Raw genomic sequence first — 16,358 nt, 5'->3', positions numbered from 1 at the left:
TTGACGACGCCGGAGAACAGTATGGATTTTCGTATTACGGGGCTGTCGCCCGAACCTTTTCTGCCCTATTTTTCCTTGTCCGATGCCGAGTTAACGGCGCTCGGCATGCGGCGCCAGGTGGTCGACCAACACCCCGGATTTCCTGACCGTGTAACGCTGATGGACGCCGAACTGGGCGAGACCGTGCTGTTATTGAATCATGTGTGCCAGCCCGCCATGACGCCTTACCGGGCTTGCCACGCCATTTTTGTCCGCGAGGGCGCCACGCAAGCGTACGATGCCGTCAACCAGGTGCCGGAATCGATGCGGCGGCGCCTGTTGTCGCTGCGCGCCTATGCTGCCGATGGCATGATGCTCGATGCCGACGTGGTGGACGGCACTGCCGTGGAAGCCCTCATTGCACAATTATTTGCCAATGCGGACGTCAGTTATATTCATGTTCATAATGCCATGCGGGGCTGTTACGCGGGCCGTATCGACCGTGTTGGCAGCTCCCTTGTTTAATCGCGCAAGCCGATATCGAGCGTGTATGCCGCCACCGCATTCCTGCGCGCCGCGTTGCGCATCAGGTAAACCTGTACCGTGTACTCGCCATCGGCCGGCAGTTTTGCCTGGTAACTGTTGCCGCCGGATGAACCGATGAACAGGGCTTCATCCTGGCCTGGCTGGCGGATGTTGAAGTAATTCGACGGTTGGTTGGTCTTGAGCGTGACACTGAGAGTCTGGCCGGCCTTGCCTGTCACCGTATATTCGGCCGTGGCGTAGCCCTTGATCTTGCCTTTCACGCTGTGCACGGTTTTTCCTGCCGTCAGTTCCACTGTTTCCTTGTGGACCGGGTCGGCGCTCCAGGCGGGCATGGTGAAAACGAGGGCCGCCAGCAGCAGGCTGGCGCGGATGGGCAGATGGCGATGCGGCATGGGGACTTCCTCTTGAACGTGGTGCCAGCGCGCTCGCCGGCGATGCCGGCCATGTTACGCCAGATGCCGCCATTGGCCAGTACGGCAGCGCTCGTATAGCGTGTGCCGGTGCGTTTTTTCCTCCTTTCTTGACCTGTGCGCTTTTTCCGGGCGCGCACGTTTCAATACGTGGAAAAAGACGAAATTCAGGTAGGCTGAAGCGTCTCTTCTCACTACTCTGAAAGGAACGCAGCATGGGTATTTCCGGAAAAGTCGCGCTCGTCACGGGGGCCGCGCAAGGTATCGGCAAGGCTATCGCCTTGCGCCTGGCCAAGGATGGCGCCGATATCGCGCTGGTGGATCTGAACCAGGAAAAGCTGGACACGGCCGCCGCCGAAGTGCGCGCGCTGGGACGCCGCGCCGTCACTTTCATTGCCGACGTGTCGCAGCTCGCTCAGGTCACCGAAGCGGTGGCGTTTGCCGAGCAGGAGCTGGGCGGCTTCGACATCATCGTCAACAACGCCGGTATCGCACAAGTGCAGCCGCTGCTCGACGTGACGCCGGAAGAGGTCGACCGCATCATGCGCATCAATGTGCAAGGGACGCTCTGGGGCATCCAGGCGGCCGCCAAGACCTTCAAGAAGCGCAAGCAGAAAGGCAAGATCATCAATGCCTGCTCCATCGCCGGTCATGACGGTTTTGCCTTGCTGGGCGTGTACTCGGCCACCAAGTTTGCCGTGCGCGCGCTGACGCAGGCGGCGGCCAAGGAACTGGCGGCCGACGGCATCACCGTCAACGCGTATTGCCCTGGCGTCGTCGGCACGGACATGTGGACCGAGATCGACAAGCGCATGGCTGAAGTGACGGGCGCCGAGCTGGGCGCGACGTATAAAAAATATGTGGACGGCATCGCGCTGGGGCGCGCCGAGACGCCGGACGACGTGGCAGGGCTCGTCTCCTTCCTGGCGGGGCCCGATGCCGATTACATGACGGGCCAGGCGCCGCTGATCGACGGGGGATTGGTGTACCGTTGATGGCGTGATTGGGGGGCTGGCGGGGAATCGGCGTCCCCGTCAGACCCCCATCGATTAATTCACGCTGACTTCCTTGCGATTGTCGCGCGGAACCCTGTCGATCATCTTGTTGTACGGATCGACGCCCACTTCAAACGGTTTGTCCTTCACCGTCATCGTCACCACGGGGTCGCTGCCCGACAACACGCGCTTGTCGGTGAACAGGACTTTTTCATCTTTTTCCTTGCCGCCCGCCGGGCGCGCGAAGATGGCGATTTCCACCGGCTCGTCGTAGGCGCGTGGGCTTTCCTTGCCCTTGCCGTCGGACTCCAGTTTGGCCAAGTGCAATTGCATGGTGACATCCCACTGACCGTCCTTGCGCTGCACGGCGCTCGCTTGCGTGACGCGGTTGTCGTAGAAGACGATTTTCTCGAACAGGTCCGTGATCAGCGCCTGCTTGTCCTGCGGCGCTTCGGCGCGGATGTAGGCCAGCAGTTCCGACGACGTGGTGAACGGCGCCTGCTGGTAGCCCTTGTCCTGCAGATAGCGTTTCAGCGCACGGTTCAGCGCTTCCTCGCCGATTTCATCGCGCAGGCGGTAGAACACCAGGCTGCCCTTGTTGTAGTGGATATATTGCTGTCCCTCCACGCGCGCCAGCGGCAGTTCCTCGATGGCTTCACCGCCGCGTCCGCTCAGGTAGCGGTCCAGTTCATAGCGCAGGAAGCGGCGCATCTTGTCGCGCCCGTATTCCTTTTCCATCACCATCAGGGCCGAGTATTGCGCCAAGGACTCCATCAGCATGGTGGCGCCCTGCACGTTGGCGCCGATCACTTGATGGCCCCACCACTGGTGCGCCATTTCATGCGCCGTGACGTAGAACACATAATCGATGTCATCCTTGTCGCGCAGGTCGGCGATGAAGCCGATGCCTTCCGAATACGGGATCGTATTGGCAAACGACTGCGCGAAGCTCTGGTAGCCGGGGAATTCCAGGATGCGCACCTGCTTGTGCTGGTAGGGCGTGAACTCGGTGGTGTAATAGTCGAGCGACTTTTGCACGGAGGTAATCATGCGCTGCGTATTGTAGCCATGCTTTTTATCGAAATAAATTTCGATCGGCAAGCCTTTCCACGCATCTTTCTTGACTTCCCAGCGCGCCGACAGGTAGGCGAAGAACGGCATCATCGGCTGGTCCATCTTGTAGCGGTAATAGCGGCGGCCATCCTTTTCCCAGCTCTTCTGCAGGTAGCCGGGCGCCAGGGCGATCTGCTCGCCGCTGGTGGACACCGTCGTGTCGAAATGGATCCAGTCCGCCTCGCCGCCAAAGACCGTATTGCCATACGCCGAGGTGTCTTCCAGCTTGGCCATGCGCTGCGGTTCGCCTAGTCCCCGCTTGCGGCGCTCGTTGCGATCCGTCAGCTCCATTTCCTTGGCATAGCCGAAGTGCGGGAAATACGCCTGGTTGTTAAAGAAACTGCCGTTCAGGTTGACCTGGTCAGGCGCGCCGCTGTTGGTAAAGCCCGCATGCGTGACGGCCACCGTGAAGTCGAGCGGAAGGGTAGCGCCAGGCGCCACGGGACGGGCCAGCTTGAGGATGCTGAAGCCCACTTCCTTGTCGTCCAGCGCCACCTTGTGCTCAGGCAAGTTCAACCAGTGCGTGTCCAAGTCCGGATTGAGTTGGATGCGCAAGGTGTCGAGCGGCTGCTGCGTCTTGTTTTGCAGCACGTAGTGGCCCTTGATCAAGACTTTGCGTTGCTCGGGATAGATATCCACGTCGGCCTGGATATCGGTGATCTTCAGCTGCGGCAAGTCCTTGTACTGCTTGTACAATTTTTCGTAGCGCGCCTGCTTGTCCATGCTGACATTCGCCGTTTCGTACTGGTTCAGCACATTCGTGTTGTAGAAGATCCAGCCGCCCGTGCCGGCCCAGCATAGCAGCACCAGGGCCAGCGCGGCGCCAGCTTTGCCGCTCAGGCGTTGGCGGGCCAGGCGCACGCGCGCACGCCAGTCGGCGGACAGGCCGCGCACCCAGAATGCCTGCGCCAGCATGACGAGGGCCACCGTGAACAGGCTCCAGTACAGCGCGAACCAGGACCAGCCGGCCAGGAAGTGGCCATAGCCGTTCATGTCCGAATACTTGATGGCCGGCGTGCCGCCGAACGCGTACAGATTGTGTTCGAAGTGCAGCATGCCCAGCACCATTTGCGCCACCATCAGCAGGATCACCAGCAGGTAGCCGATGAACTTGTTATTTGACAGCACTTGCAGGGTGAGGGCGCACAAGGCCATCAGCACGAAGAAGAGGGCCCCCAGCAGGGTGCCTTTCAGGTACAGCCCCAGTTCCACGGGCGCGCCGCCCTTGTAGAGCTGGAAACCGATGGCCGCGATGACGCCCACCAGCAGGTAACCGGCGATGACGCCGACCAGGGCCGTGCATTTGGCCAGCAGAGGGACCCAGCTGGGCACGGGCATGGCATCGCTGACGTCGGCGATCCTGGCTTGCCGCTCCTTGAAGATCAGTTCGCCTGCGTAAAAGGTGACGATGATGATCAGCATGAAGCTGAAGCTGTTGTTGATATTTTGCAGCATCAAATGCGTCATCGGATACACGGCCGTGCCGTACATGTTCTTGCCGATATTCGCTCCGGCGATCAGGTTGATTACGGCGAACAGCAGCATGACGAGGAAGGGCACGCTCTTGAACACGCCGACGGCGTCGAAGCGCAGGATTTGCCACCACTGGCGCCAGGCTGTCGCGCCCGTAAAGGTGGGGACGCTGCGCGGCAGGTGCAGCGGCGCCGCCACGGCCGGCGCGGTGGCCTCTGCCTTGTGCTTGCCGAACAGGCGCTTGCCCGTGCCCGTGCGCTGCGGCTTGAACAGGATCACGGTGGCGGCGAACAGCACCACCGTGATGGCCAGCCACAGCAAGCGGTTGGCCAGCAGGAAGCCGGAAAACGGCGGCAGGCCCGCGTTCGCTTCGGCGGACGTGAAGTAGCGCGTCATGCGGCCGAACGCGCGCATGCCGAACGGGTCGAGCAGGACGGCGATCCATTCGTTGTTGATGTCGCGCGTAAAGGCGCCGGCCATGCCCCACAGCACGAAAAAGCCCAGCACGCCCACGTAGACAAGCAACATCGAGCGCGTCGTGGCCGCCAGCAGCATCAGCAGGGCGCCGATGAAGAGCAGGTTCGGGATTACCATCACGCCGAAGCTCCACGCGTACGCATGCAGCGAGAACGCGCCCACGCGCTGCGGGTCGACCCAGGGCATGAGGGGGCCGAGCATGATGGCCAGGGCGATGGCGGCAAAGATCACCAGGCAGGCGACGAAGCCGGCGGCGAAGCGGCCGAACAGGTAATCCCACTTGCGCATGGGCGTGGCGAACAGCATGTCGGCCATGCCCACTTCGCTGTCGCGCAGCACGGCGCCGGCGATGAAGATGGTGATGAGCAGCATAGACAGCAGGCTGAACATCGTCAGCAACTGCGCCACCACGGTGGGCGCATTGCGGTTGATGTTGCCGATGGCGCCGCCGACCTGGATCGAATCGCTGCTGCTGGCGCCAAACGCCATCAAGGCGAGGATGACGGCAAATATCCACAGCAGCGGCTGTTTCAGCTGATAGCCGAGGTCAAACTTGAAAAATTCCTTCCACATGGCGGCCCCTTACGCTGCGGCTGCGGCTGCGGCCGGCGCGGCGGCGCCGTTGCGGGCGGCGTTGCGCACGTGCAGGAAGTACACGTCTTCCAGGTCCGGGGCGATCTGCGTGAAGCCGCTGTCGGGCTGGCTGTCGGCAAACACATTGATTTGCGGCTTGCCGCCCACCAGGCGCGTCGACAGCACGTGCAAGGTTTGCTGGTACTGCGCCAGCTCGTCCATGCTGATGCTGCGGCGCCAGACCTTGCCCAGCAGCGTATCGATGGCCGCCTGCGGCTCGCCCTGCACCAGCACCTGTCCCTTGACGATCATCGCCATGCGCGGGCACAGGTCCGTCACATCGTCGACGATGTGCGTCGACAGGATGACGACCACCTGCTCGCCGATCTTCGCCAGCAGGTTCAGGAAGCGGTTGCGCTCGTCCGGATCCAGGCCGGCCGTCGGTTCATCGACGATCACCAGGCGCGGCGCGCCCAGCAGCGCCTGGGCGATGCCGAAGCGCTGGCGCATGCCGCCCGAATACGTGCCCAGGTTGCGCTTGCGCGCTTCCCACAGATTGGTTTGCTGCAGCAAGGCTTCCACGGCTTCCTTGCGCGGGCCCTTTTCCGTCAAACCTTTGAGCACTGCAAAGTGGTTGAGCAAGGTTTCCGCGCTGACCTTCGGATATACGCCGAAATCCTGCGGCAGATAACCGAGCTGGCGGCGCAGGCCGGCCTTGTCCTGCAGCACATCGACGCCATCGAAATGGATGCTGCCGCTATCGGGATCTTGCAATGTCGCAATGGTGCGCATCAGCGAGGACTTGCCCGCGCCATTCGGTCCCAGCAAGCCGAACATCCCGTTGGGGATTTCCAGGCTGACATTGTTGATGGCCTTGACGCCATTGGCATACGTTTTGTTCAGCTGTTTGATCGATAGCATGTGCAGCACTCTCCAGAGCTTGGGTATGAAAGCCGGCAGATGCATGCCTGCCGGTCTGTGGAAGGGGATCACCCTTGTTTTTCAGCCGCGATGGCGGATGTTACTTAAAAACAATAATATATAACCAACTGGAAGGAAATTAATTTTTTTGCGACCAAGGGTGGAAATGCAGGGCTGGAATGCAGGAGGAAGCGATGAGCGACGTGGTGCTACACTCGCCATCTCAATGACGCCATGCGGCGGAAAGACGGGACCATGACGGTAATACAGAACATGACATTGCGCGCCGTTGCGCCCGGCGAAGAAGGGACGCTGGCGCGGCTGTTCCAGCTGTACTGCTACGACAATACCGCCTGGAGCGGTGAAGATGTGCTGGCCGGCGGCCGTTACGATGTGTGCGATGCCGGGCTGGCCGAGTATGTGCATGCGCCCGGACATACGGCCGTCTGGATCGAGGTCGATGGGGCGCTGGCGGGCTTTTTCATCACGGAGCCCGGCATGGCGGGCGAGTTGCCGGTGCAGGAGTTCAGCGACTTTTTTATTTTGAAGAAGTACCGGCGCCGGGGGCTGGCGCTGGAAGTGGTGCGGAGAGTGCTGCTGGACAGCACGCAGACGTGGATGGTGGCGACGTTCCACGCCGATGCGGATGCCTGCGCGTTCTGGCGGCAGGCGTTTGCGCGCCTGCCGTTTGCCAGGGCCGAGGCGTGGGACGATCCGGACTTGCCGCAGTTCCAGCTGACGTTGCTGAAACCGGCGGCCTGAGCTGGATTAGAAGCGTACTTTCACATATGCCGACGGTCCCGTCAGACGGATGTTCAGGTCGGCATCGCGTTCGCTGTCGCGGTGCAGCTTGATTTTCGAGATGCCGTAATCGGCCACGAAACCGATATTTTTGAACGGGAACCATTCCACGCCGACATTGCCGCCGTAGATGTGGCCATTGATGCGCCCGCCGTTTTTCTTGATGCCCGACGCTTCCGCATACATGCGCAAGTCCGGCGTGAAGGCGTGGCGCCAACCCACTTCCAGCAGCGGCGCAAACGCGTGCTCACTGATGGAATCGCGCGCCGTGGCCGTTTCACCATTGACGACGCCGGTGGCCGTGCCTTTCAGGTTGGCGTGGTAGTAGGCGGCGCCCAGGCCGATGCCGAAGGTATCGTTGCCGCTGCCCAGCCACCATTTATAGGCCAGCTTGGCCAGGTCCAGCTTCAGATCGGCATTCGCCGTGGCCGTGCCCGTGACGGGCTGGCCATTGATGATGGTTTCGCCTGTCAGGCTTGGCGTGTAGGATTTGTCGTAGCGGTAGTAATCGAAGGCCAGGCCATGGCGGTCGCCGATCAGCAAGTCCGCCTTGACGCGCGGGATGGTGGTATGGCTTGGCTTCGATTCGGGCGCGTCGATGCGGCCAAATTGCGTGTCGGCGCCGATATTGATGCGCGGATCGGCGGAAAACGCACCCACGGAAATGCTGGCGCGGTCCAGGGTGGGCGACGGTTCAGCCCGCGCCGTGGCAGCCGCCGTGGCAATACCCAGCACGCCCAGCATCATGGCGCCGCGCAAGGCAAGGTGGTGCGGGCGTGGTGGGGACAGGCGGGTGAACACGGACATGGCAGACATGGGGCAACTCCTCAAGATAAAGTGAAAACTGTCGCGACGTTTTGGGCAACAGTGCAATAAGGAAATGGTAGCAACTGTTACATTTAGATCACGTAGCCGCACGGCGCAACTGTCCGTCGGACTTGTCCTACCGCCGGTCAAGCAACTGTAAAAACTGGTAATGAAGGGATGTCAACGATGCAGGAAATCATGGAACTGGTGACGCCGCGGCTGGTACTGCGGCAATGGCGCGACAGCGACTTCGCGCCGTTCGCGGCGCTGAATGCCGATCCCCGCGTGATGGCCTATTTCCCCGCGGCCCTGTCGCGCGACGCCAGCGACACCATGGCGAAGCGCTGCAGCGGCCTGATCGCCGAGCGAGGCTGGGGCTTGTGGGCCGTGGCCTTGCGAGAAAACGATGCCTTCATCGGCATGACGGGCTTGCATATTCCCGCTGTGCAACTGCCATGTTCGCCGTGCGTGGAAATCGGCTGGCGCCTGGCGTTCGATTACTGGGGGCAAGGTTATGCACAGGAAGCGGCACGGGCCGCCCTGCAGGCAGGTTTTGAACGCTTGCAATTGCCGGAAATCGTCGCGTTCACGGCGTTGCCCAACTTGCGCTCAAGCACGCTGATGGCGCGCCTGGGCATGCGCCGCGATGCGGACACGTTCGAGCATCCGGCCCTGGCGCCAGGACACGCATTGCGCACGCATTGCCTGTATCGTCTGACGCGCGCAGAATGGTGTGCACAGGAGGGAACATGAGAATCGCCGCCATATCCGATATCCACGGCAACCTCGACGCGCTTGATGCCGTGCTGGCCGATATCGCCCTGCGTGGCGTGGACGTGACCGTCAACCTCGGCGATATCGTCTCGGGCCATCTGCAGCCGCGCGCCACGGCGGCGCGCCTGATGGGGCTCGGCTTGCCGACCATCCGCGGCAACCACGAACGCCAGCTGCTGGGCGATCCGGCCCGCATGGGTGTGTCGGACGCCTATGCGCGCACGCAACTGTTGCCGGAGCAACTGGATTGGATTGCGGCGCTGCCCGCCACCTTGCGCCTGCGGCACGATGTGTTGCTCGTGCATGGCACGCCCGCCAGCGACCTTGTGTATTTTCTCGACAGCGTCACGCCGCAAGGCAGCCGCGCCGCCACGCCGATGGAAGTGGCCGAACGGGCCGGCGAGACGGACGCCGCGCTGATCCTGTGCGGCCACACGCACATGCCGCGCCAGGTACGCCTGGCCGACGGGCGGCTGATCGTCAACCCGGGCAGTGTCGGTTTGCAAGCCTATGACGACGACCATGGTTATCCGCACGTGATGGAAAACGGCACGCCGCACGCGCGCTATGCGATCGCCGAACAGGGGACCGATGGCCGCTGGACGGCGCAGTTATACGCCGTGGAATATGACTGGGAAAAGGCGGCCCGGCTGGCGCTGGCCAACGGCCGGCCCGACTGGGCCACGCCCTTGCGCACGGGCCGCGTGGGCGCCGCCTGAGCTCTTTAGCAGCTTGGGGCGCGCGTGACGGGCACGGGCACCAGTTCCGTCTTGCCGTCCTTGGCGATCACCTGGTTGATGCTGATGCTGCAGCGCTTGCCTTCCCACGAGAACGCCGCTTCGTAATCTTCGCCGGCGCGCGGCGTGAAGGTGATGTCGCCATGGCAGCTGGGTGATACGCTGTCATAGCGCACGCCGTTGGCCACGTAAAACGAGGACACGTCTTGGAAGCCCAGGCGCAAGCTGCTGGGCTTGTCGGCGGGAACTTCATATTCGCGGAAATAGGCTTTCGAGAAAAAGCCATCCTTGCGCGACAGGTTTTGCGACGTTTCCGTTTCCGGGATGCCCAGGCTGGTATTGCTGACAGTGCCGATCAGGGAGCCGAAGGCGGAACTCATGCCGCCGCTGGCCTTTTCCACGCCATCGCTGAACATGCCGCGGATGCAGCTGCTGTCGCGGTACAGGAAGGCCGTGGCGCCATTCTGGCCGAACAGGCGCAGGCGGCTGATGGCCGATGTTGCCTGTGCGGCTGGCGCGCTGGCCGCTTCGGCGGCTGCAGCTGCGGGGGCGTCGGTGGTGACGGCATCCTGGGCAAAACCGGAGGCACTGAGTAACAGGGAAAACAGGACGGCAGGTTTTTTCATTGTGAATTTTAAATTATCAAAAAGAAACAATATATACCATACGGCAATATATTGCTGCTCTTTTTGATAAGTTTCCCCCGCGCCGCTCCCTAGCGGAATTCTTCCGCCACCAGGTTGTACTTCTGCATCTTGTGATACAAGGTCTGTTTCGGCAAGCCGAGCACCGCACTCACTTCGCTGACGTTGCCCGCATATGCGCGCAGTTCCTGCTCGATCAGCGCGCGTTCGAACCCGTTGACCTGTTCCGCCAGCGACAGCGGGCTCGCCTGGCCGCTCGCCAGCAGGCTCGATGCGCCACCGGCGATGCCCAGCACGAAGCGGTCGGCGATATTGCGCAGTTCGCGTACATTGCCGGGCCAGGAATGGGCCATCAGATTGCGCATCTGCGCGCTGGAAACGACGGGCGCGGCGCGGTTGTAGCGGGCGGCGGCAGCCAGCACGAAGTGTTCGAACAGGATGGGAATATCCTCGCGCCGTTCGCGCAGCGGCGGCAGGTGCAGCACGATCAGGTTCAGGCGGTAGTACAGGTCGCTGCGGAATTTCTGCTGCTGCGACAAGTCTTCCAGGTCCAGCTTGGCCGCCGCGATGACGCGCACGTCGACGGGCGTGGGCACGTTCGAGCCGAGCCGCTCGATATAGCGTTCCTGCAGCACGCGCAGCAATTTCACTTGCAGCGACAGGGGCAGCGATTCGATTTCGTCGAGGAAAAAAGTGCCTTGGTCCGCGTGCTCGATCTTGCCTACCTGCCGCTTGGCCGCACCCGTAAACGCGCCCGGTTCGTGGCCGAAGACTTCGCTCTCGAATATGCTTTCGGGAATCGCGCCGCAGTTGACGGCGACGAAGTTGTGCTTGCGGCGGTGGCTGAAGTCGTGCAAGCAGCGGGCCACCATTTCCTTACCCGTGCCCGTGTCGCCATAGATCAGTACGTCGGCTGGTTCGTCGGCAACGTCGAGTATCAAACGCCGTATGTCGCGCATCGCCACGGAATTGCCCAATAGGCGCGCTTCGATGCCGCCGCCGTCCTCTAGCTGGCGGCGCAGGCTGTGCACTTCCAGGGTCAGGCGGCGCGTTTCCAGCGCGCGCAAGATGACGTCGACCAGCTGGTCGGACGAATACGGTTTTTCGATGAAATCGTAGGCGCCCGTGCGCATGGCGTGCACGGCCATCGTGATGTCGCCATGGCCCGTGACGAGGATCACGGGCAGGTTGGCATCGAGCGTCTTGACCGCCTGCAGCAATTCCAGGCCGCTCATGCCGGGCAGGCGCACGTCGCTGATGACGATGCCGGGGAAATCGGGCGTGAGCAGTTTATAGGCCAGCTCGGCCGAGTGAAAGGCCAGCACGTCCAGGCCGGCCAGTTGCAATGCCTGCTCGCTGCCTTCGCGTACGGTGGGGTCGTCTTCGACCAGCAAGACCTTCAAGCCGTCAAACATGTTTTTCCTCCTGCGTTGCTATCTGTAGTTCGATGGTGAAGATGGCGCCGCCGCCGGGGGCGTTTTCGGCGCGCAGCACGCCGCCGAACTGGCGCGTGATCTGTTCGGAAATGGCCAGTCCCAGGCCCAGTCCCAGTCCTTGCGGTTTTGTCGTGAAGAACGGTTCGAACAGGTGCTCATACACTTCCGTCGACAGGCCCGGGCCCGTGTCGGCCACATGGATCAGTACGTGCTCGGGCGTGCATTCGACGGACACGCGCAGGCTGCGCACGTCGCTGCCATTCATGGCGTCGAGCGCATTCGCGTACAGATTTACCAGCACCTGTTCCAGGCGGTTGCTTTCGCACATGGCGAAGATGTCTTCGGGCGGCAGTTGCAAGGTAAAACGCACATTTTCCACCTGCAGCCGGCGCTCGACGAGGAACAGGGCGTTGCTGATGGCCGTGGGAATCGACACGGACGTCAGGCTGGTTGTCGACTTGCGCGCAAAAATCTTCAATTGTCCCGTAATGGTCCCCATCCTGGCCGCAATTTGCGATATCTTCGCCAGATTGCGCCGCGCATCGTCGAGCCGACCCCGCTCGAGCAGGATGACGGCATTGTCGGACATGGTGCGCAGCGCCGTCAGTGGCTGGTTCAGTTCATGCGTGATGCTGGCCGACATCTGCCCCAGCACGGCCATCTTGCCAGCTTGAAACAGTTCGTTTTGCGTGATGTGCAGCTTTTGCTCGGCTTTGCTGCGCACCTCGATTTCCTGGCTCAGGCTTTGCGTCATGGCATTGAGTTCCGACGTGCGTTCCTCGACCATGGCTTCCAGGTTGTCATAGGCATGCTGCAGATCTTCGCGGGCGCGCAATTTTTGCGCCACGGCCGCGCGGCGCTGGCGCAGGTAAAAGAACAGCAGCATGAAAAAGCCCAGCAGTACGCACGAGAAGGCAGCCGCCGCGCGCGCGCTGGCCTTGGCCTGGGCCAGGTCGGACAAATAAATGAAAGTCCAGCCTTGCGGCGACTTGAGTTTGATCTGCGTCATGACGCTCGAGCTGATCTTCGGCGGCGTGTCGGCGTGTTCCTGCTCGCGCACGCTGATCACGCGGGCGCCATTGCCCAGCTGGCGGTCGGAAACGAAAGGGATGGCGGCCAGCTGCTTCGAATAATACTGGCGCGTGCGGTTGAGTTCTTCGACGATGGCGGGCGACAGCGGCGCCAGGGTCTTGTACTTCCAGTCCGCCATGGAACTGAGAAAGATCACGCCGTGCTCGTCGGCCAGCATGACCTTGTCGGCGCCCTGCACCCAGCGTTTTTCCAGGGTTTCCAGGTTCACCTTTACCGTTGCCAGGCCCAGCATGTGGCCATTCTGGTAGATGCCGTGGGCAAAGAAGTAACCGGGTTCCAGCCGTGTCGTGCCGACGCCATAGAAGCGGCCCGGCGTGCCGCGCAGCGCATCCTGGGCGTAGGGGCGGAACGAGATATTGTCGCCAATAAAGCTGTCGGGCTGCTGCCAGTTGCTGGCGGCCCGCGTGTTGCCATCGAGGTTGCTGATGAAAATCGTCGACGATTTCGCCTGGGCATTCATCTGCTCGAGATAATGGTTGACCGTATCGACGAGGACCGGATCTTCCGGGTGCTGCAGCAGGCGGATCACGTCGCGGTTCAGCTCCAGGGTCTTGGGCAGGAAGTCGTATTTCTCCAGCGCATTTTCCAGGCTGCTGACATACACCTCAAGGCGCTGCGCGCCGCTGGCCTGCAGCTTGCCGATGGCAATGCGTTCGGTCCAGAAATACACGAGCCAGACGGTGGCCAGGCAGGCGGCCAGCACCACGCCCCAGGCCAGCGTTTCGCGGCCCGACCGTTGCGACAGGCGCTGGCGCCAGGAAAGGGAGGGTTTGGTAGTACTGCTATTCATAAAATCAGCTGCCAACTTGCAAGAACCCACAGTATCGCATTTAAATATTGCGTAAAAAGAAAAAGCCGCCGGATATGCATCCGGCGGCCCACACTTCTATTTTACGGACATCTCAACGTCCGACAAAATCGTAGCGAGCGGCAGTGATTTGTGGCCGAGAAGCGCAACCGTACTTTAGTACGGTGAGCATCGCCGGCCGCAAAGCGCGCCGCGCAGTAGATTTTGGCCGACGTCCTTAGAACGTGTGGCGCATGCCGAGGTTGAAACCGCTGTTGCCGGTGCCATCGTCGGTGGCATTGCCAACCTTGTAGGTAGCGCCGTTCTTGTTGCTGATGTGGCCGTAACCGGTGTACAGGTCGCTGCGCTTGGACAGTGCATAGAAGGCGCCGATGGCCCACTGCTGGGCGTCACGGTTGGCATTGCTCTTGTCGTTGTGGCGGATGTACGACGCGACCAGCTTGGTGGCGCCGAACGGGGCGCTGAAGCCGACGAGGATGTCATTGCTCTTGCTGTCGTCGAGGGCGCGGTTGTCGGCGTAGCCGAAGTTACCTTGCACCACGCCAAAGTCGTAGCGCGTGGCCAGCAAGGTGTTGCGCGTTTGCTGGGTCGCCAGCGCATTTTCCTGGCGGTGGTGTGTCAGGGTCACGTTCAGCGGACCGTCGATGTAATGCACGGCGCCGCCCATGCTGCGGTTTTTCGCATTGTCGCCGGCCACTTCGCCAAAGCCATACGCCAGGTCGGCCGACAGCTTGCTCCAGGTCGGCGTGCTGTATTGCACCATGTTGTCGATGCGATAATTCGTCGCCATAATGTTCGATGCCGTGCCGGCCAGGCCGATGACAAACGGATCGGCCACGTCGCGCAGGGCCAGGTAGTACGGCGTATATTGGCGGCCCAGGGTGAGGGCGCCGGCGCTGCCGGTCAGGCCCACATACGCCTGGCGGCCGAACAGCCGGCCGCCCTGGCCCGAGGTACCGGTATCGATATTGAAACCGCTTTCCAGCACGAAGGTAGCGGCCAGGCCACCACCGAGGTCTTCCTTGCCCTTGAAGCCGATGCGCGAGCCCGAAGCGACGCCGGAAGCGACGCGGTTCAGGCGGTCTCCGGACGCATCCTTGTCGAACACCAGGCCGGCGTCAGCCACGCCATACATGGTCACGCTCGATTGGGCCATGGCGCCGGTGGAGGCTGCGCCGAGGGTCAGCAGGGTAAACAGGACTTTTTTCATGAAAATCTCTCTAATAAGTTGGAATGACTACTGATCGCACTACCTGACTGCTTGTTACTCAACATCGACAACAAATAAATGGCCCGCTTGTGGCGGGCCATGGCGCTATCAGGCTTTGCTAGCGTGATCCGCTTCGCCCCAATGGCTTTCCGTGTTCTGGCTGGCCGCGTTGGCCGCGGCTGCTTCTTCCTCGGTGGCCAGGCCACCTTCCCACTTGGCGACGACAGCCGTGGCGACGGCATTGCCGACCGCGTTGGTGGCCGAACGGCCCATGTCGAGGAATTGGTCGACGCCCATCAGCAGCAGCAAGCCCGCTTCCGGGATATTGAACTGGTTCAGGGTAGCGGCAATCACCACCAGCGAGGCGCGCGGTACGCCGGCCATGCCTTTCGAGGTCAGCATCAGCAGCAGCAGCATGGTGATCTGCGTGCCGATCGACAGGTCGATACCGTAGGCTTGCGCGATGAACAGCACGGCAAAGGTGCAGTACATCATCGAGCCATCGAGGTTGAAGGAGTAGCCCATCGGCAGCACGAAGCTGGAAATCTTGCGGTCCACGCCGAACTGGTCGAGCGCCGTCAGCAGTTTTGGATAGGCCGCTTCCGAGCTGGCCGTCGAGAATGCCAGCAGGAATGGTTCGCGGATCAGGCCGACCAGTTTGAAGACGCGCGGGCCGATGACGACGAAGCCGGCGCCGATCAGCAGTGCCCACAGGCACATCAGGCCCAGGTAGAAGCCACCCATGAACTTGGCAAACGTGACCAGCACGCCCAGGCCGTGCGTGGTGATGACGGAAGCCATCGCGGCGAACACGGCCAGTGGGGCCAGGTTCATGATGGTGCCGGTGATGCGCAGCATGACTTGCGCCAGCTGGTCGACAACGGCCGTCAGGGTCTTGCCCGATTCGCCCAGGCCGGCCAGTGCGCCGCCGAAGAAGATCGAGAACACCAGCACTTGCAGGATTTCATTGTTGGCCATGGCCTCGATCGGCGACTTCGGCACCAGGTGCGTGAAGAAATCTTTCAAGGTGAAGGCGGCCGTTTTCAAATTCGTCGAAGCGTGTACGTCCGGTAATGGCAAGCCCAGGTTGGTACCCAGCTGCATCAGGTTCGACAGCACCATGCCCAGCGCCAGCGAAACCAGCGAGGCAACGACGAACCAGCACATGGCTTTCAAGCCGATGCGGCCGGCCGTCTTGCCGTCGCCCATGTGAGCGATACCGACTGTCAGGGTCGAGAACACCAGCAGCGCAATGATCATCTTGATCAGGCGCAGGAAGACGTCGGTGACGATGGAAATATTGCCAGCGATCTGAGCGCTGAGCTTGGCATCAGGGAAAGCGGTGTTGCATCCATAGCCGACAATAATGCCGAGGACCATGGCAATCAGGATGTACAGGGTTAATGGCCGTTTCTTTTTCATTTTGACTCCTCCGGTGAAACGCCGCTGTGAGCGGATTATTGATAGCGAGCAACTCAAGCTTGGAGTCAATATTTCTCAAAAACAAGCCCTTGCGTGCTAGCGATTATTTGCAGCAAAACCTGTACATAGCAAAGGATATG

Annotated in this window: 14 protein-coding genes; 5 read left to right on the top strand and 9 right to left on the bottom strand. The window is 61.5% G+C overall.

Going from position 1 to position 16,358, the window contains the following annotated elements:
• Positions 1-21 precede the first annotated feature (21 nt).
• On the top strand, positions 22-504 hold the full coding sequence (locus OPV09_RS00225; RefSeq protein ID WP_338680105.1) for a DUF1203 domain-containing protein: 483 nt from the start codon (positions 22-24) through the stop codon (positions 502-504).
• Here the strand turns inward: OPV09_RS00225 and OPV09_RS00220 are convergent.
• Positions 501-917, bottom strand: a complete 417-nt coding sequence (locus OPV09_RS00220) for a hypothetical protein (protein WP_072457520.1) — start codon at positions 915-917, stop codon at positions 501-503. The two genes, OPV09_RS00225 and OPV09_RS00220, sit on opposite strands and share 4 nt — an antisense overlap.
• A gap of 233 nt (positions 918-1,150) precedes the next feature.
• Between OPV09_RS00220 and OPV09_RS00215 the strand changes: the two genes are divergently transcribed.
• Complete coding sequence (locus tag OPV09_RS00215; RefSeq protein ID WP_034754412.1) at positions 1,151-1,930, top strand: acetoin reductase; 780 nt, start codon at positions 1,151-1,153, stop codon at positions 1,928-1,930.
• A 54-nt stretch (positions 1,931-1,984) separates the two neighbouring features.
• Here OPV09_RS00215 and OPV09_RS00210 read toward each other — a convergent pair whose 3' ends face one another.
• Together OPV09_RS00210 and OPV09_RS00205 are read right to left on the bottom strand one after the other, a co-directional pair.
• Positions 1,985-5,566, bottom strand: a complete 3,582-nt coding sequence (locus OPV09_RS00210) for an ABC transporter permease/M1 family aminopeptidase (protein ID WP_034754408.1) — start codon at positions 5,564-5,566, stop codon at positions 1,985-1,987.
• A gap of 9 nt (positions 5,567-5,575) precedes the next feature.
• Positions 5,576-6,487: an ABC transporter ATP-binding protein gene (locus OPV09_RS00205; protein WP_338680103.1), complete on the bottom strand. Its 912-nt coding sequence runs from the start codon at positions 6,485-6,487 to the stop codon at positions 5,576-5,578.
• A 255-nt stretch (positions 6,488-6,742) separates the two neighbouring features.
• Between OPV09_RS00205 and OPV09_RS00200 the strand changes: the two genes are divergently transcribed.
• A complete protein-coding gene (locus OPV09_RS00200) occupies positions 6,743-7,249 on the top strand; it encodes a GNAT family N-acetyltransferase (protein ID WP_338680102.1) in 507 nt (168 codons plus the stop codon).
• Positions 7,250-7,255: 6 nt separating this feature from the next.
• Here OPV09_RS00200 and OPV09_RS00195 read toward each other — a convergent pair whose 3' ends face one another.
• Positions 7,256-8,104 (bottom strand): hypothetical protein, encoded by an 849-nt coding sequence (locus tag OPV09_RS00195; RefSeq protein WP_080698671.1) that lies wholly within the window; start codon positions 8,102-8,104, stop codon positions 7,256-7,258.
• Between the two features lie 168 nt (positions 8,105-8,272).
• Between OPV09_RS00195 and OPV09_RS00190 the strand changes: the two genes are divergently transcribed.
• Both OPV09_RS00190 and OPV09_RS00185 read left to right on the top strand, forming a co-directional pair.
• On the top strand, positions 8,273-8,848 hold the full coding sequence (locus tag OPV09_RS00190) for a GNAT family N-acetyltransferase (RefSeq protein WP_425324015.1): 576 nt from the start codon (positions 8,273-8,275) through the stop codon (positions 8,846-8,848).
• A complete protein-coding gene (locus tag OPV09_RS00185) occupies positions 8,845-9,588 on the top strand; it encodes a metallophosphoesterase family protein (protein WP_338680101.1) in 744 nt (247 codons plus the stop codon). Before OPV09_RS00190 ends, OPV09_RS00185 begins: the two co-directional genes overlap by 4 nt.
• A gap of 5 nt (positions 9,589-9,593) precedes the next feature.
• On the opposite strand, the gene OPV09_RS00180 is transcribed toward OPV09_RS00185, so the two are convergent.
• The 5 genes from OPV09_RS00180 to OPV09_RS00160 all read right to left on the bottom strand — a co-directional run bounded on the left by OPV09_RS00180 (position 9,594) and on the right by OPV09_RS00160 (position 16,218).
• Positions 9,594-10,232: a hypothetical protein gene (locus OPV09_RS00180; protein ID WP_338680100.1), complete on the bottom strand. Its 639-nt coding sequence runs from the start codon at positions 10,230-10,232 to the stop codon at positions 9,594-9,596.
• Positions 10,233-10,321: 89 nt separating this feature from the next.
• Positions 10,322-11,665 (bottom strand): sigma-54 dependent transcriptional regulator, encoded by a 1,344-nt coding sequence (locus OPV09_RS00175; RefSeq protein WP_338680098.1) that lies wholly within the window; start codon positions 11,663-11,665, stop codon positions 10,322-10,324.
• A complete protein-coding gene (locus OPV09_RS00170; protein WP_034754394.1) occupies positions 11,658-13,568 on the bottom strand; it encodes a sensor histidine kinase in 1,911 nt (636 codons plus the stop codon). The genes OPV09_RS00175 and OPV09_RS00170 overlap by 8 nt, the downstream gene beginning before the upstream one ends.
• A gap of 235 nt (positions 13,569-13,803) precedes the next feature.
• On the bottom strand, positions 13,804-14,796 hold the full coding sequence (locus tag OPV09_RS00165) for a porin (RefSeq protein ID WP_051991521.1): 993 nt from the start codon (positions 14,794-14,796) through the stop codon (positions 13,804-13,806).
• Between the two features lie 108 nt (positions 14,797-14,904).
• Positions 14,905-16,218, bottom strand: coding sequence for a dicarboxylate/amino acid:cation symporter (locus OPV09_RS00160; protein WP_034754392.1), 1,314 nt, complete (start codon positions 16,216-16,218; stop codon positions 14,905-14,907).
• Positions 16,219-16,358 lie beyond the last annotated feature (140 nt).

Source organism: Janthinobacterium sp. TB1-E2, assembly GCF_036885605.1.
Classification (GTDB): Bacteria; Pseudomonadota; Gammaproteobacteria; order Burkholderiales; family Burkholderiaceae_D; genus Janthinobacterium; species Janthinobacterium aestuarii.
The sequence above is the reverse complement of the archived record's forward strand: the minus strand, read 5'-3'. Positions and strand labels throughout refer to the sequence as shown.

Coding starts and splice junctions, on each gene's coding strand:
- OPV09_RS00225 (WP_338680105.1), top strand. CDS start 22: ATGGATTTTCGTATTACGGGGCTGTCGCCCGAACCTTTTCTGCCCTAT.
- OPV09_RS00220 (WP_072457520.1), bottom strand. CDS start 917: ATGCCGCATCGCCATCTGCCCATCCGCGCCAGCCTGCTGCTGGCGGCC.
- OPV09_RS00215 (WP_034754412.1), top strand. CDS start 1,151: ATGGGTATTTCCGGAAAAGTCGCGCTCGTCACGGGGGCCGCGCAAGGT.
- OPV09_RS00210 (WP_034754408.1), bottom strand. CDS start 5,566: ATGTGGAAGGAATTTTTCAAGTTTGACCTCGGCTATCAGCTGAAACAG.
- OPV09_RS00205 (WP_338680103.1), bottom strand. CDS start 6,487: ATGCTATCGATCAAACAGCTGAACAAAACGTATGCCAATGGCGTCAAG.
- OPV09_RS00200 (WP_338680102.1), top strand. CDS start 6,743: ATGACGGTAATACAGAACATGACATTGCGCGCCGTTGCGCCCGGCGAA.
- OPV09_RS00195 (WP_080698671.1), bottom strand. CDS start 8,104: ATGTCTGCCATGTCCGTGTTCACCCGCCTGTCCCCACCACGCCCGCAC.
- OPV09_RS00190 (WP_425324015.1), top strand. CDS start 8,273: ATGTCAACGATGCAGGAAATCATGGAACTGGTGACGCCGCGGCTGGTA.
- OPV09_RS00185 (WP_338680101.1), top strand. CDS start 8,845: ATGAGAATCGCCGCCATATCCGATATCCACGGCAACCTCGACGCGCTT.
- OPV09_RS00180 (WP_338680100.1), bottom strand. CDS start 10,232: ATGAAAAAACCTGCCGTCCTGTTTTCCCTGTTACTCAGTGCCTCCGGT.
- OPV09_RS00175 (WP_338680098.1), bottom strand. CDS start 11,665: ATGTTTGACGGCTTGAAGGTCTTGCTGGTCGAAGACGACCCCACCGTA.
- OPV09_RS00170 (WP_034754394.1), bottom strand. CDS start 13,568: ATGAATAGCAGTACTACCAAACCCTCCCTTTCCTGGCGCCAGCGCCTG.
- OPV09_RS00165 (WP_051991521.1), bottom strand. CDS start 14,796: ATGAAAAAAGTCCTGTTTACCCTGCTGACCCTCGGCGCAGCCTCCACC.
- OPV09_RS00160 (WP_034754392.1), bottom strand. CDS start 16,218: ATGAAAAAGAAACGGCCATTAACCCTGTACATCCTGATTGCCATGGTC.